Source organism: Paenibacillus xylanilyticus, assembly GCF_009664365.1.
Taxonomy (GTDB): Bacteria; Bacillota; Bacilli; order Paenibacillales; family Paenibacillaceae; genus Paenibacillus; species Paenibacillus xylanilyticus_A.
Genome location: NZ_CP044310.1, coordinates 4,585,388 through 4,601,086 on the forward strand (window position 1 = coordinate 4,585,388; position 15,699 = coordinate 4,601,086).

Sequence of the window (15,699 nt, forward strand, 5' to 3'; positions counted from 1 at the left end):
GACGGTTTTTGCTTTGCCCAGGATTCACCCATTGAATTACACATTGAATTCAAAGAAAGAGAGACAAGCCGAGTGGATATCATATCCATATGGCTTGCCTCTCTTTTACTATTCGCATCAATTCGCAGTCTGAGCCTGCTGCAATTGTTCGTATGACTGTTTGATCGTGGTCAGTGTTTCTACATGACGGTAGATATTATTCGATGCCATCACCAGTACGCTAATTAAAAGTAATCCGAGCACTATTTTTTTGCCGATCCCTGGACGAAGACCAATCACCCACCCTCCACCGAGCAGGAAAAAAGCAAACAGATAGTGACCAGCATACAGGTACATATCATATTGGAACACAGCCAGCCCGAATCCAACTACGATATGCAGCAGAAATGCAAACAAAATATAGGGTGCAAGAGTCCACACTTCCCGTTCACGAATTCCCTTGATGAACCCAATCAGCGCCAGCAGCAAAATCAAGATACCGACAAGCTGAACATGAATCGGGTTGGAGCGGGACAAATCCGTTACAAAAGCGACCAGCCCCGGATCCAGCAAATGAACTTTGGGAGAAAGCATCGGATTAATCGTCAGCAGAGTCAGTGCCTTCCAATGCGCTGCAAACTGGAAAGGCGTAGCATAGCTGGTACCTCCATTCTGAATTCCGAGCAGCCAATTGCTAACCCAGCTTCTTCCCCCAAATGCGATATACTGAATACCTGTCAATACGATAATGAAGGCGACCGCCAGTGCCATGATTCCAATATACTTTTTCCACGAGGAAGCCTTACGCCAGGTACGCCAATTGAAAAACATAGCAGCAGCCAAAGGAACAATGTTCGTTGAGGTCAGTCCAAAATTAATCGTTGCAATCAGGGCATTTGGCACATAGCGCACTTCATCCCGTTCACGTGTATATTGCAAATAAAGAACGGACCATAGGATAAAGAACTGCACATACGGATAGGAATCCGGAATAAGTGCTGTAAACATCAAATATGAACTGAATCCGAATAGCACCGCGAAGAGCAGTGGTACTGCGATCTGTCTATCCTTTTGGTTGAGAAAAATAAAGACCAGCACTACAGACCCAGCATTGATCAGGGATTGCAAAATGAGGAAGAACCAATTCCCTCCCAGCAACTGCGATACTGCACCAAGCGTGACGACAAGAAATGATATTAACGGATGAATAACCGAAGAACTGTTGGCCCCATAGTACATGGACGGATCAAAGTTAAATAAATTCAGTGGAAAATGTTGTGTATTAAACGGGGTATATGCTCCAAGTACCTGTGACTGATCCGCCATGTACAGAACATAAGGCACGTTCATCAGTGCGTAAAAAAGAGCAAATCCCGCGAACAGGCATAGTGCCGTCCAATTCGTTTTGCGATCATACCATATGTAGTCCAGAAATTTCATGCATTCACATCCAATATGTCATTTTTCAAAATTCGCCGTATACTTCCTATCCGTATTACCAAACCAAGAAACACAAGCCGCCCATAATACAAACCACACCCAGCCAGCGAAGCGGGCCTACCTTCTCCCTGAATGCAAACTTTGCAATGAAAAGGGTCCAGACATATGTCAGCGCATTGGCCGGCAAGACCACGGTTAAGGGAAGGAACTTTAGCAGCACAATGTTCAGAAGCGCGCCCATACCATAAAAACCGAGACCCATGAGGACATGCAGCTTGTTGCGACTTGTGGCATAGGCTTTCAAACCAGCACCACCCATAGCACCACATAATGTCATTACTATGAGTACAACCACCATCCAGCTATCGATCAACACTGGTTAATGTCACCCCGATTCCAAGCAGTACAACGGCTGCAAACTTCTGTATCGTGAGCTCTTCTCCCAGCAGAAAGTGACCGTAAATGAGCGCAAAAACATAGCTTGCACACATCAACGGATAAGCTACAGACAACTTTTCCAGAGCAAAAGCCTTAATCATCAAGATGGCTCCCAGCCCATAGCACACAAATCCGATGCCTAAATAGATCCACTCCGTCAGCCCCCATTTCCAGAACAACTGTCCGGTGGCCGTGAGGAAAGCGGAGACAAGCATTAACCCCTTGCCCGTATGACGTCCCTTCATTTCCCCCACGATAATGCCTCCATATCCGGAACCCTTCTGTTAATAAAATAGCGCTGTGCCACCAGCTGCATCACCGGCAGGTCAGACAGTGAATCAGAGTAAGAGCAGGACTGTTCATAATCAATAACCATGTTTTTCTCACGCAGGTAAGCTTGTATTCGGCGTACCTTCTCTTCTCCTTTGCAGTTAACGCCTTCGATCGTACAGGTATAGCCATTCTGATGGCGCACGAGTTCGGTTCCAATGACATGGTCTACCCAAGGGAAGTTTGTAAAATATTTCATATACGCATGCGGAGACGCAGTCACCAGCAACACATGATAACCCGCTTCCTTGCGATGCTGCATTTCCACACTGGCCTCTGCAAAAATGGCGGTACGCAATCGGGTATCAAAAAAATGCTCCAGATCCTGTTCGCTCATGCGCTCAATACTCTTAAAGTACGAACGCTTGACTTGTTCCACACTCATAAGCCCTGCCTTGAACATCGCGGTATGAAAGGCAATAAGCGGGAGCCTCCATACCTGCCCAGGGTAACGGCGAACGCCGTAATGCACAAACTGAAACATCGAATCCCGGCGTATAATCGTTTTATCAATATCAAAAATGGCAATTTTACTGCTTCTCACCCTGATCCCCCTCAAACTTTCTATCGATATGCTCTTTATTCAAAAATCGCAAAGATGACCACAACACTAACCACGTATAGAATGACGGTAACCAAAATGGGCTTGTCCTCAAACAAAACACGATCCGGTGAGCCCCCCTGGTTTTTCATATGTATCAGATACAGATATCGGAACATGCCGTAGATCACCAGCGGAATCGTCCACATCAGGTGAATTGTACGGTCAGAGGTGAAGGTGAACAAAGAATAGCTAATAATCGTTGCTGTCGTCACGATGGTATTAAATTGATCCAGCAGTGTGACAGAGTAGTTATCCAGCACCTTACGATGCGAACCGGTATTTCCCTCAAGCAGAGTAAGCTCATTTCTCCGTTTGCCAATCGCCAGAAACAGGGACAGCAGCATGGTGCAGATCAGGAACCAGGGTGTAAAAGGTACGTGAATCAATACACCGCCGGCTATGGCACGAAGAACGAATCCTGCTGCAATGGTCATCATGTCCACAATAACGAGATGTTTAAGCACAAAAGAATAAGCTACGTTCAACAGGAAATAAACGATGCATAGTCCACCAAAAAGCGGGTTTATCACAAAAGCAATGCCTATAGAAAGAATCAACAGGATTATGCCAAACAGCAGAGCATAGGCAGGTTGAACCTGTCCAGAGGCAATTGGCCGGAACTGCTTCACCGGATGCTGTCGATCTCTGTTCCGATCCACGTAATCATTTAAAATATACACACAGCCTGCAACAAGGCTAAACAAAATAAAACCTAGCAATGTCGTTAAAATGGTCTCTGTGCGTATTTCCTCAAAGGAAAACAATAATGCAGCAAATAACAGCAAATTTTTGGTCCACTGTTTCGGTCGCAGCAGCTTGAACAACCCTGTCATGGTATTACCCGTTCCTGCAGTATGTGAGGACACCGTATTTGTTCTTGAAGTCAACAATTTCCATAACTCCCTTCCAAACCTACTTATGTATATAAAAATAACGTAAAGACTTAATCATAAGTTTGTTGGGTAATTTTGTAAAGGGATAAAACGGAATTTATTATAAAATTACGGACATAAAAAAAGAGACCGTCTCCGGTCTCTCGATTTATTTCATTCACTTGTATTGGTGAATTCCATTAGAATTCGAATTGTACGTCACTCAGACGACGTTTGATTTCAGCGATAACGCGTTTCTCTTCTTCTTCCCCTTTGGCTTCAAAGGTAACGGAGAAACGAACAAAGTTACCTGCATCATCCCAAGGTACAGAAGAAATCAACTTTTCACGAATCAGGAATTGGGAGAAGTCTTCCCCGGACTCGAAACGACGTCCGCCTACTACACCTTTTGGAGCTTCAACGTACAGGAAGAAGGAACCTTTCGGTTTCTCCGCCTGGAAGCCCAGTTCGTTCAGCGCAGCAACCAGCAGGTCATGACGACGGGAATATTTCTCTGCGATTTTCTCCGTAATTTCCGGATGGTTCAGACCGTAGGCAGCAGCCTTCTGAATCGCGATGAATTGACCAGAATCGTTGTTGTCCTTCACATCACTGAAAGCTTTAACCACGAGCGGATTCCCTGCAACAAAGCCAATTCTCCACCCTGTCATGTTGTAAGACTTGGACAAGGAGTGCAGCTCAACGCCTACATCCTTCGCTCCAGGTACGGACAGGAAGCTGAATGGTTTATTGCCGTCATACGTCAGTGCAGCATATGGAGCATCGTGAACAACAACTACGCTGTACTTTTTCGCCCATTCAATCACTTTAGTGAAGAATTCAACCGTAGCGCCAGCACCTGTCGGGTTGTTTGGATAGTTCAAATACAGCAATTTTGCACGTTTTGCAATATCCTCAGGGATGGTTGTCAGATCAGGCAGGAAATTGTTTTCCTTCGTCAGCTGAATGTTGTAGACTTCTCCGCCCAGGTATTTGGTATGTGTACCCATAACCGGATAACCAGGAACCGTCATGATCGTTACATCACCTGGATTAATGAAGCACGAAGGCATCATTGCCAGAGCTGGCTTGGACCCAATGGAGTGCACAATTTCCGTTGCCGGATCAATACCTTCAACATTGAATACATTTTTCAGGTAAGCGGCTGCCGCTTCCTTGAATTCAGGAATCCCGTTGTCGGCATAACCACGGTTCTCCGGTTTGGAAGCTTCTTGCGCGAGTGCAGCTACGATGCCTGCATCAGCCATCTCATCCGGTTCACCTACACCAAGGTCAATCAGTTCAACATTGGGAAAATCTTTCTTTGCCGAAGCTTTGGCGCGTTTGATTTTCTCGAATTTATAGATGTTGGTGTCTTTACCATAGTTGGAGCCGCCAATACGGTCGGCAAAATTGGTTTGAATGTATGTTTCTTGATATTTATCGATACTCATACTCATGTTCATCTCCTCATTTGACGCAAATTTCTACAATCTAATATGAAGCATTTGCCCATGTTTAGCCATGGACAAAGTATCCGAACATTTGTACTTTCCCGAGGGGTCAGCGGCTGCGCAGTGAAGCAAGGACATCTTCCATGTCTTGTGGAAGCGGAGCTGAGAATTCCATGTACTCCCCTGTTGCCGGATGAACAAAACCAAGAACCGCGGCATGCAATGCCTGTCCGTTCATTTTGATCCCCTTGTTACGTCCATAGATTGGATCTCCCACAAGCGGGTGACCAATAAACTTCATATGCACACGGATCTGATGCGTTCGACCTGTCTCCAGTTTCAGTTCAAGCAGCGTATAATCGTTAATTCTCTCCGTAACATTAAAATGCGTGACAGCATGTTTGCTGTTACGTTCGGTCACGGTATACATTTTACGATCATTCGTATCGCGCCCAATAGGCGCATCGATCGTCCCCTGATCATGACTCAAATGACCATGAACAAGTGCGATATACCGGCGGTTTACACTGTGATCCTTCAACTGGGCAGCTAATGAGGCGTGAGCACGGTCGTTTTTGGCAGCCATCAGCAGGCCTGACGTGTCCTTATCAATCCGGTGCACGATTCCAGGACGCAGCTCTCCGTTAATGCCTGAAAGATCTTTACAGTGATACATGAGCGCATTCACAAGTGTACCTGATGTATGTCCCGGTGCCGGATGCACTACAAGACCACGTGGTTTGTTAATGACGATCACATCGCTGTCCTCATATACCACTTCAAGTGGAATATCTTCGGCAATGATCTCTACAGCTGTCGGTTCAGGAATCTGAAGTTCAATCCGATCACCCTCAGCCAATTTGGCATTAGACTTTACACCAGCTCCGTTTACAGTAACCAGACCATCTCCGATCCATAGTTGGACCTGAGAGCGGGAGACATTATCCATTGCTTCAGTAATATATTTGTCAACGCGTTCCTTCTTATGTTCAGCAGAAACAGTCCATTCCAATCGTTCATTAGTCATCAGGTCATCGTCTTGTACAGACGTATCCCCAGTAGTTTGTTCTTCATTGTGCATTTTACTCATGATGTTCATTCCCTTCAATCTTCGCGGCTGCCTTCTCGCGCCGCCCCTCAAGAAACGTCTCCACAATAATCAGTGCAACCCCGATACAGATGGCTGAATCGGCGATATTGAAAATCGGAAACGTATAACTGCCAAAATTAAGCTGCACGAAATCCACGACTTCACCCGTCAAAGCGCGATCCAGGAAATTCCCGATAGCTCCACCAAGCACCAGACTAAGTGCTACTGGCAGCAATTTATGCGGGGAGTTTTTCACTTTTTGCAAGTACCAGACCAAAGCAATCACCACGATCACGGTAACAACGATAAAGAACCAGCGTTGGTCCTGCAAAATACCAAAAGCTGCGCCTGAGTTGCGATGTGAAGTGATGACAAAGAAATTGCCTATAACCGGAATTTCTTCCCGAAGCTCCATTTGAGTCGCAATTAAATACTTTGTTCCCTGATCCACCAAAAATACGATAAAAGCGAGGATATAATACACCACGTTTGTTCGTCACTCCGTTCTTGTCTTTTCCAAACCATACCAGGCTTTACGCCAGACTTGTTCATTGTAGCACAGCTGTTTGGAAGTCGTCCACGACGGGCGTTTTCGCTTTCTTAATGGCAAAATCGATAACATTTCCCTCCTGTAATCAAGGGCAGATTGGCACATCCTAGACCAGAGACCAAATTCGGATTCCAGACGGACAGAAAGGGGAAAACGATGGCACATCTTACTTCAGAACAAATCCAATCCTTGCGTTCCCAATTGATGGCTGAAAAACGTGGTATTGAACATCGGCTTGAGCAAAATGACCATTACGGCCTCAGCGGGTCCATGAGATTTCAAACGGGTGAATTATCCCCTATCGATAATCATCCCGGTGATGTAGCTACCGAAATGTATGATCGGGAGAAAGATATTTCCCTTTTGGAGCATGACGAATTCCAATTAGAGCGTATCGACTCTGCCCTGCATTCCATCGAAGAAGGCCATTACGGCACTTGCGCAGTTTGTCAGCAGCCCATTCCTTACGAGCGTATGCAAGCCGTTCCTTACACCAAGTATTGCAAAAAACATCAGCCTGAAACTGTAGTATCCGATAACCGCCCAGTGGAAGAAGAGTTCCTCGCTCCGGCTTTTGGTCGCACGAGTCTCGATGAGCGCGATGATCAGAACGGCTTCGATGGTGAAGATGCATGGCAGATCGTTGAAAGCTGGGGCACCTCGAACTCACCAGCCATGGCTGAAGGTCGCGATATTGACAGTTACGATGTGATGGCCATTGAAGCTACAGATGAGGTTGAGGGCTGCGTCGAAGCCTATGAGAGCTTCGTTGCAACCGATATTTATGGTCATGACGTATCCATTGTTCGCAACAGACAGTACCGGCAGTATTTGGAGAATCGTGAGGGCGAAGGCTTGCTCGAGATTGACAACGATTCTGATCCATATGACATGTACTAGACATGCTGCACCTCTAATAGGTGTTCAATTCAAGCTGACGCTGTACGATACGGACGATATCTGCAATATAATCTCCTACGATTGGCAGATTGAGGGCTCCCAGCACCTGTAACACATAAATGATGGTGGCTGCAAAAAAAGTAAAACCAATGGCGATCCCTACACCCCGTGCTGCGCCTGATAACAGGTTGAGCCCAATCAGTTTCCACGGCCGATTCAACAATTCCGTATATTGTGCAATACGTGAACGCTCAAGCTCGTTAGCGAGTCGGTTCGTCAGGGTATGGAGTTCCTCAATTTTGTCATTATCGCTGCGTGTTGGATTGGATGGTGAAGCGGACGATGCCTGCTTGTCTTCATTCATGTGTTCGCTCAGTTCCTTTGGTATCATAGAGTAACTGCACAATAGAAATCATTGCCCATTTGCATAAAAACCAAACGAGCCAAGATACAGGGATTGTTCCCTGAGTCTAAGGCTCGTTTGTCTATACTCTATATCCTTTCCTAAATGGAATAGAGATACTCTACTTCATTTAGGATCCATTTGTAACTTAAGTTCAATCGGTTCATCTGTATCGAAAAAGAATGGTGTTACACCTCGATATAAACGCCCATTGCTTTACCGCCAGCTTCAATGCGTTCCATACCTTCATGGGTACCAAATGTGACTTCAGTAACGAGTACATTCTCACGCAGGACCTCATCAAATGCCTCGATTGCCGCCTGGAGCTCGGGATCAACATCCAGTGTCAGGCGTACTCTTTTCTCAATCGGCAGATCCAATTTTTTACGTGTGTCTTGTACGGAACGTACAACTTCACGTACCCAGCCTTCCTGTTCCAAAGCAGTTGTGATTTCGGTGTTGAGTGCTACCGTCAACCCGTACCCGGATGCCGAAGCAAAACCGGACTTGGCTTGTTTCTCTACCAGCAGTTCCTCACTTGTCACTTGCAGCTCTTCTCCTTCCGGAGAAACCACATTCAGCACACCCTCTGTCACTACTTTGCGTGTCTCCTCTGCTGACATGCCTTTGAAGAAGTTTTGCAGGAAGCCTACGTTCTTGCCGTATTTTTTACCCGCTACTTTCAGATTGAGTTTCAATGTGAAATCAACGAATTCGGCATCGTTATGCTCCGTACGGATACCTTTGACATTGATCTCATCCTTGATGATCTCTTCATAGCTCGCCAGATCAAATCCTTTATCAAGCGAAACGATTAACTCGGACAGCGGCTGGCGATTCTTGATACCTGTTTCGTTACGCACGTTACGAGCGAGTTCGACCACTCGGCGAGCTGTCTCCATATCCTGTTCCAGATCCAGATCGATTAACGCTTCATTTGCTGCCGGGTAGTCTTCCATATGAACACTTTCACCTGCAGTCAGGTTCAGATAGATATCTTCCGCAAGCATCGGTGTGAATGGCGCAACCAGCTTGGCTGTGGTCACAAGCACCTCGGTAAGTGTGCGATATGCATCCAGTTTATCTTCGGTCAAGCCACTTCCCCAGAAACGGTCACGGGAACGACGGATGTACCAGTTGCTCAGCTCATCGACGAAGGCTTCAATCGCTTTGGAAGAATTCAGATAGTCATTGACGGACAGCGCCTTCTCCACAACGATGATCAGGCTGTTCAGTCTGGACAGGATCCAGCGATCCAGCTTATGCGCTGAAGGTTTAAACGGATGTTCCTGTGGATCAAAACCATCAATCGTCGCATACAACGTCAGGAATGCATGCGTGTTAACCAATGTATCCACCATTTTGGATTTTGCTTCGCCCACAATGCCTTTGGAGAAACGTTTGCTGTTCCACGGTGCACTGTCAGACAACAGGGCCCAACGGAACGCATCTGTACCATATTCTTCAATGACTTCCCATGGATCAATAACATTGCCTTTGGATTTCGACATCTTCTGTCCGTTCTCATCCAATACGTGACCTGTTGCCATAACCGCCTTGTAAGGTGCTTTGCCAGTCAAAAGAGTAGATACAGCCAGCAAGCTGTAGAACCAGCCACGTGTTTGGTCAATCCCTTCGCAGATCATATCCGCAGGGTATTGCTGTTCAAATGTTTCTTTATTTTCAAACGGATAGTGCTGCTGGGCAAATGGCATGGAACCACTGTCAAACCAGACATCAATCACTTCCGGAGTACGTTTCATTTCATATTTGCCACAGGAGCTGAGTACTTTGACTTCGTCTACGTATGGTTTATGCAGTTCCAGGTTCTCTGGTACATCTCCAACGGCACGTGCACGCAGCTCAGCGATGCTGTGCGGAGCGAACTGTTCGCCAGTTTCTTCACATACCCAGATGTTCAGCGGTGTTCCCCAGTAGCGATCACGGCTGATGTTCCAATCCACCAAATCCTCCAGGAATTTTCCGAAACGTCCTTCACGAACGTGGCCTGGGTACCACTCCACTTCACTGTTGTTTGCAATCAGTTGATCCTTGATCGCTGTGGTTTGGATAAACCAGCTGTCCATTGCATAGTAGAGAAGCGGTGTATCACAACGCCAGCAGAATGGGTAGCTGTGCTCATATTTCTCTTTGCTAAACAGGCGGCCTTTCTCGGACAGACTTCTCACGATGTCAATATCGCAATCCTTAACGAAGCGTCCCGCAAAATCCGTAACCTGTGCCACAAATTTACCTTCAAGGTCCACCATGTTAACAAAGCTGATGCCATGCTCACGGCATACGCGGTAATCGTCCTCACCATGTGCTGGAGCCATGTGTACAATCCCTGTACCACTTGCATCCGTTACATAGCTCGCACCCAAAATGACGTTCGTTTTTTCAGCCTGCACGTAGTTGAATGGAGGATCATACGTTTTACCAACTAAATCAGAGCCTTTCAGTGCACCGATAACTTCATATTCGCCTTTCGAGTCCTTCATGACTTTTTCCACGAGATTAGTTGCCATGATATATACTTCTTCGCCCTGGCGTACACGAGAATAATCCATGTCCGGATTAACCGCGAGTGCAACGTGTGAAGGCAGTGTCCAAGGTGTAGTCGTCCAGGCAAGCACAAATTCGCCGCTGTCATCCAGCTTAAATTTGGCAGTGGCACTAAGGTCTTTGACATCCTTGTACCCTTGGGCAACTTCATGGGAACTCAGGGTAGTCTGACAAGATGGACAGTACGGACTCACCCGATGTCCGCGGTAGAGAAGTCCTTTTTCATGAATCGTAGCAAGGATATTCCATACACTCTCAATGTAATTGTTGTCCAGCGTGATGTACGGGTTATCCATATCTGTCCAGTACGCAATACCTTCTGTCAGATCACGCCATTGCTGTTCATATTCAAATACGCTCGCTTTACATTCGTTGATGAATTTTTCCACGCCGTAATCTTCGATCTCCCACTTATGGGAAATGCCGAGCTTCTTCTGTACACCAAGTTCGACAGGCAATCCATGTGTATCCCAGCCAGCTTTACGAACGACACGGTAACCTTTCATCGTATTGTAACGTCCTACAAAGTCCTTAATAACGCGTCCCAGCACGTGACCGATATGCGGCTTGCCGTTTGCCGTTGGCGGTCCTTCGTAAAACACGAAATTCGGTTTGCCTTCACGATTCTCGATTGATTTCTTAAACGTATTCTCAGTTTTCCACTTGTTTAGCATGCGTAGTTCTCTAGCGCGTGCTTTTTCTTTGACATCCACTCTTTGCATCATGATCTTCCTTTCAATAATTGGATTGTGGGCCGTCCACAATTCACATTTTTGGACACAAAAAAACCCCATCCCTGGAAAGGGACGAGGTTGTGCTCGCGTTACCACCCTAATTCTGTTCATCACAAACCATATCCAATCCAATGGGTATGCTTTGTCATTAACAGCACTTGTGCCCCGCTTCACTACAGCAGGGTGCCGATATAACGTTCGGCTTACGGTTTCGCTTACGCACGGCCATGCATCACCGCTTCAGCGTCACTTCTCCGGGGAGATATTCGGCTATAACTCATCCATTGGCTTGCACCAAACGCCAACTCTCTGAGGGATGAGATCATAACGTACTTGAACCCGTCATGGAATCATTATTCATTATGAATATAGTTATAGCCTCTTTAGAGTCAAAAGTCAACCGGGCAGGCAGACTAATAAATTTCCTTCATTTCCCGTTCACGATCACGGACTTCCTGTTCGCGACTCTCCAATGCTTCCCATCCATCCTGAGACAGCAGTTCGAGCTGTGCTTCAACAAGCGTACGGAAACGGGCCCGGTAGATCGAAGCCTGCTTCTTCAGTTCCTCCACTTCCAAAGCAATCTTGCGGGATTTCGCCAAGGACTCGTTCACGATCCGGTCAGCATTTTTCTCTGCTTCCTTCACAATGAGCTGTGCTTCCTTCTTCGCATTGTTCTTCACATCGTCGGCTGCTTCCTGCGCTATGATAATCGTTTTGCTGAGCGTTTCTTCAATTGTGGCAAAATGATCCAGTTTCTCCTGAACGGACAGCAACTGATTGCTCAGCTCTTTGTTCTCGCGAATGACGCCTTCGTAATCTTTGATGACTTGATCCAGGAATTCATTGACTTCATCCTCGTCATACCCGCGCAAGCGTCGGGAAAATTCCTTGTTATGTATGTCCAGCGGCGTTAATGGCATGCTGTCCACCTCCTGTTAAAGTTCCTTCCCGTTCCGAGAAGGTTTGCAGCACATGGGTATCACCCAAAGGGTCGTATGCAAGAAGTCATATAACAGCATGAACGACTTGCACTTGCAGAATCGACGTTCTGATTCCAATACAGTTATATCGACTTTGCACTTCAATGTATATCGGAAACAGCGAATGTTTTTTACACCTTTATCTTAAACATTTCGACAAGAAAACGGGTTTTCCTGCAATGCCGCTAAGCAAATTTGCCGATTTTTACACGACAACGTCCCTTTTTGGTCATCCCATCCTGTTCCAGCACCTTGAAACGGCCAAAACCTTGAATGGAGACCACGTCCCCGGCTTTCAGAGCTTTGGACGGATCTTCCTCGACTTTCCAATTTACCCGGCATCGGCCCGCTTTGATGGGAACTAGAACTTTACTGCGACTCAGTCGGTACACATCCGCACAAATTCCGTCCAGACGCAAGGATGCAACAGTGATATCCATCGTATCCAGTTTGCTCTCCGACCACTTCATCTCATGCAGAGGAAGCAGCTCTGTAAACACATGAACCCGATGAACCTGGTTCAATTGAAGCGATAAAAAAGCGCCGGTCTCCGCTGCCACCACGGTGTGGCATCCGTCATCCAGCACTTGGATATCTCCGATCTTGCCGCGTTTCAGTCCAAGCCCGAGCAAGGCTCCCATGTAGTCCCCGTGCTCCAGCTCTGTAATTTTCTGATCATCTGACGTAATGCTAAGCACCTGCATACCCATATCTTCATCAGCGAGATACCGATAATCTGGTGCAATCAGCGCACGTTTGCGTTCAGCTGCCTCGTAGCCTCCGTCCAGACGAATCTGGACGTCATTGCGACGATTGACAAGCGTTTGCAATATAAAGGCCTGTCTTGGGTCAAGAAAGTCCGTTAGCTTCATATCATGAAGCTTGCCAGCGCGTTCCACCCAATCCGAGGCTTTATCCACGAAGTCACGCTCATCATGGCTAAAATGTTCGTAAATTTCACCACTCATCTATGTTCACCCTACCCTATCAGAAGTAGCTGATGATCGAGAGCAAACCTGATCTCGCCAGTTGAAGAGTAATTAACGCAACGATTGGTGAGATGTCCAGCATACCGAACAAAGGCGGAATGAAACGTCTGAAAGGACTCAGATAGGGTTCCACCAATTTGGCAAGCCACTCACCAATGACGCTCTCCCGCGCGTTCGGAAGCCACGACATCAATACATATCCAATAATCATGTAGAAATAAATCTCAAACAGGTAAAACACGACGACTTGAAGTTGATACAAAAGCGGCTCACCTCATTCTGTTGTAATCTTGCTCGCTGTCAGCCAGTATTTCCGTAATTGCGCCTTGAATTTCAACGGTATCCGGCGTACAGAGAAAAATGTTGCCGCCAATTTTAGAAATGCCCCCGCCCAGTGCGTAAACGGTCCCACTCAAAAAATCAATGACGCGCAGTGCCTGATCTTGGCGCACCCGCTGCAGGTTCACAACCACTGTACGATGTGAACGAAGGTGGTCGGCAATTTCTTGAGCTTCGTCATAGGAACGTGGTTCATAAAGGACAACTTTAACATTTTTCTGGGAATGAATGCTCACAACATTATTCCCCCTTTGGTTTCTACGTTTATCTAGACTGGAGGTTTCAGCTTCCTGCTGTTCAGATTCAGCCTCCTCTTGAGCAGCCAAACGTTCGCGTTCCACAATCTCTTCCTCTTCTTGAAGACCAAGGAAATTCATGAATTTATTCATTACGCCCATCGTGAACCCTCCTCTTTTCCTACGAGAATTGATCCCAGCCGTACCCATGTTGCCCCTTCTTCAATCGCCACTTCAAAATCATTGGACATTCCCATCGATAGCTGAGTCAATGGTTCCGATGTCAGGGCTTGTCCATTCAAATGGTCTCTTAGCTCACGCAGTCCACGAAATACGGGACGCGTAAGTTGCGGATCCTCCTCATGGGGAGCCATGGTCATCAGACCGACAACCTTCAGGTTGCTGAAGCTGCTGATCTCACGCAAAAATGAACTCGCCTGTTCAGGCTGCAATCCGTATTTGCTCTCTTCACCCGAAATATTCACCTGCAAAAATGTTTCCACTTGTGTCCCCATTGCAGCTGCCTTTTTGTCCAGCTCCTTGGCCAGAGACAAACGATCCAGTGAATGTATGTAGCGGAATTTGCCTATGACGTCTTTCACTTTGTTGGTCTGCAAGTGACCGATAAAATGCCATGTTCCTTGCTGACCAAATGCTTCCCACTTGGCTTGTGCATCCTGCCAGCGGTTCTCTCCAATATGCTCAAGGCCACTTTCCAGCACAGCGCCTGTCGTTTCAAGGGAGACGTACTTCGTGACCGCAATCACATTTACGTCTTCGCGCTGACGGCCACTGCGCTGGCATGCAGCTTCGATCTTCTGATTTACCTGTTGAATTCGCTCCTCCAATGACACAGAGGGTCACCTCTCTTCCAGCCCAATCCAGCTCGCCATTCTTCCGGTCGTTCCATTTTCCTTCCGATACGAGAAAAACAGTTCCGGGTGGCAGCTTGTACACCACGTTGTACATTCGATATGATCCGGCAATATTCCTGCTTTCATCATAATGTGTCGATTACATTCTTTCAAGTTTAACATCGTCTTTCCATTTCCAGACGAGTGATATGCTCGGCCCTGCACAGAGTTGTTGTATTCATCATTACCCGGAGCAGATTCAAACCAAACCCGTACATGCTGCATAACTGCCTCATCCACTTCATAACAGCAATCCCCAATGGAAGGGCCTATAGCTGTCCGGATATCCTGTGCCCGGCTTCCATATTCCCGTTCCATCGTTTCAACCATTGACTGGGCAATGCCGGCAACAGTCCCTTTCCACCCCGCATGAGCAAGCCCGACGGCTTGTTGCACCGGGTCGTAGAAATACAGTGGAACACAATCCGCATAAAAGGAAGTAAGCAGCACACCAGGTACATTGGTGACCAAACCATCCGTGTCCTGCAGCGCTGACTGTCGATCCATCAGACCTCTGCCTCGATCCTCAGCTTTTACAACAGCCACTTGTTTGCCATGGACCTGTTCACCACACGTCCAGGCGCTCACCGAGAAACCAAGCTTTTCGGCCACCAGACGACGATTCTTCAAAACGTCTGAAGGATCATCGCCAACATGATAAGCGCAGTTTAGAGTGGCATAGGGTTTACTGCCCACTCCGCCCTGTCTTGTGGTAAAACCTGCCGTCATTCGGCTGAACTGTTCTCTCCACGGCTCCACATATAATAACAACGGATCTGGGCTTCCATTCACCGCTTGATCTTCAGTCCGTTCGAAAAGTTGTTTATTCAGAACAAAGGGTTCCATCTTATCACCTCACAGCTTCCAGTGTACCAAATG

General features: G+C 46.9%; 17 protein-coding genes and 1 other annotated feature. Of the genes, 1 reads left to right on the top strand and 16 read right to left on the bottom strand.

What is annotated here, in order from left to right:
- Window positions 1–117: 117 nt before the first annotated feature.
- The 8 genes from F4V51_RS20395 to lspA form a co-directional block, all read right to left on the bottom strand.
- Entirely contained in the window at window positions 118–1,419 is a 1,302-nt protein-coding gene (locus F4V51_RS20395) for a DUF6080 domain-containing protein (protein WP_153979410.1), read from the bottom strand.
- Between the two features lie 55 nt (window positions 1,420–1,474).
- Window positions 1,475–1,795 carry a DMT family transporter gene (locus tag F4V51_RS20400; protein WP_236146607.1) on the bottom strand — a complete coding sequence of 107 codons (321 nt, stop codon included), beginning with the start codon at window positions 1,793–1,795 and terminating at the stop codon, window positions 1,475–1,477.
- The gene (locus tag F4V51_RS20405) at window positions 1,782–2,102 is read right to left on the bottom strand and encodes an EamA family transporter (RefSeq protein WP_095359818.1); all 321 of its coding nucleotides are present in this window, start codon (window positions 2,100–2,102) and stop codon (window positions 1,782–1,784) included. Before F4V51_RS20405 ends, F4V51_RS20400 begins: the two co-directional genes overlap by 14 nt.
- Window positions 2,099–2,731, bottom strand: a complete 633-nt coding sequence (locus F4V51_RS20410) for an HAD family hydrolase (protein WP_153979411.1) — start codon at window positions 2,729–2,731, stop codon at window positions 2,099–2,101. The genes F4V51_RS20405 and F4V51_RS20410 overlap by 4 nt, the downstream gene beginning before the upstream one ends.
- A 35-nt stretch (window positions 2,732–2,766) precedes the next feature.
- Window positions 2,767–3,678: a decaprenyl-phosphate phosphoribosyltransferase gene (locus F4V51_RS20415; protein WP_416226485.1), complete on the bottom strand. Its 912-nt coding sequence runs from the start codon at window positions 3,676–3,678 to the stop codon at window positions 2,767–2,769.
- A gap of 185 nt (window positions 3,679–3,863) precedes the next feature.
- Window positions 3,864–5,117: an LL-diaminopimelate aminotransferase gene (locus F4V51_RS20420; protein WP_110821237.1), complete on the bottom strand. Its 1,254-nt coding sequence runs from the start codon at window positions 5,115–5,117 to the stop codon at window positions 3,864–3,866.
- A gap of 109 nt (window positions 5,118–5,226) precedes the next feature.
- Window positions 5,227–6,144 (bottom strand): RluA family pseudouridine synthase, encoded by a 918-nt coding sequence (locus tag F4V51_RS20425; protein ID WP_371859957.1) that lies wholly within the window; start codon window positions 6,142–6,144, stop codon window positions 5,227–5,229.
- 55 nt (window positions 6,145–6,199) lie between these two features.
- Window positions 6,200–6,694 (bottom strand): signal peptidase II, encoded by a 495-nt coding sequence (gene lspA / locus F4V51_RS20430; protein ID WP_127537794.1) that lies wholly within the window; start codon window positions 6,692–6,694, stop codon window positions 6,200–6,202.
- A 219-nt stretch (window positions 6,695–6,913) separates the two neighbouring features.
- Between lspA and F4V51_RS20435 the strand changes: the two genes are divergently transcribed.
- On the top strand, window positions 6,914–7,657 hold the full coding sequence (locus tag F4V51_RS20435) for a TraR/DksA C4-type zinc finger protein (protein ID WP_153979413.1): 744 nt from the start codon (window positions 6,914–6,916) through the stop codon (window positions 7,655–7,657).
- A gap of 13 nt (window positions 7,658–7,670) precedes the next feature.
- Here F4V51_RS20435 and F4V51_RS20440 read toward each other — a convergent pair whose 3' ends face one another.
- The 8 genes from F4V51_RS20440 to pgeF all read right to left on the bottom strand — a co-directional run bounded on the left by F4V51_RS20440 (window position 7,671) and on the right by pgeF (window position 15,666).
- The gene (locus tag F4V51_RS20440) at window positions 7,671–8,021 is read right to left on the bottom strand and encodes a DUF5665 domain-containing protein (protein ID WP_153979414.1); all 351 of its coding nucleotides are present in this window, start codon (window positions 8,019–8,021) and stop codon (window positions 7,671–7,673) included.
- A gap of 227 nt (window positions 8,022–8,248) precedes the next feature.
- Window positions 8,249–11,347, bottom strand: coding sequence for an isoleucine--tRNA ligase (ileS, locus tag F4V51_RS20445; RefSeq protein ID WP_153980790.1), 3,099 nt, complete (start codon window positions 11,345–11,347; stop codon window positions 8,249–8,251).
- A gap of 77 nt (window positions 11,348–11,424) precedes the next feature.
- Window positions 11,425–11,714: a binding site (T-box leader), on the bottom strand.
- Between the two features lie 58 nt (window positions 11,715–11,772).
- Window positions 11,773–12,282 (bottom strand): DivIVA domain-containing protein, encoded by a 510-nt coding sequence (locus F4V51_RS20450; protein WP_056696170.1) that lies wholly within the window; start codon window positions 12,280–12,282, stop codon window positions 11,773–11,775.
- Between the two features lie 245 nt (window positions 12,283–12,527).
- Window positions 12,528–13,310: a YlmH family RNA-binding protein gene (locus F4V51_RS20455; RefSeq protein WP_153979415.1), complete on the bottom strand. Its 783-nt coding sequence runs from the start codon at window positions 13,308–13,310 to the stop codon at window positions 12,528–12,530.
- A 19-nt stretch (window positions 13,311–13,329) separates the two neighbouring features.
- On the bottom strand, window positions 13,330–13,593 hold the full coding sequence (locus F4V51_RS20460) for a YggT family protein (protein ID WP_227779725.1): 264 nt from the start codon (window positions 13,591–13,593) through the stop codon (window positions 13,330–13,332).
- Between the two features lie 7 nt (window positions 13,594–13,600).
- On the bottom strand, window positions 13,601–14,068 hold the full coding sequence (locus F4V51_RS20465; protein ID WP_095289991.1) for a cell division protein SepF: 468 nt from the start codon (window positions 14,066–14,068) through the stop codon (window positions 13,601–13,603).
- On the bottom strand, window positions 14,059–14,760 hold the full coding sequence (locus tag F4V51_RS20470; RefSeq protein WP_153979416.1) for a YggS family pyridoxal phosphate-dependent enzyme: 702 nt from the start codon (window positions 14,758–14,760) through the stop codon (window positions 14,059–14,061). Before F4V51_RS20470 ends, F4V51_RS20465 begins: the two co-directional genes overlap by 10 nt.
- A gap of 6 nt (window positions 14,761–14,766) precedes the next feature.
- Window positions 14,767–15,666 carry a peptidoglycan editing factor PgeF gene (gene pgeF / locus F4V51_RS20475; RefSeq protein ID WP_153979417.1) on the bottom strand — a complete coding sequence of 300 codons (900 nt, stop codon included), beginning with the start codon at window positions 15,664–15,666 and terminating at the stop codon, window positions 14,767–14,769.
- Window positions 15,667–15,699 lie beyond the last annotated feature (33 nt).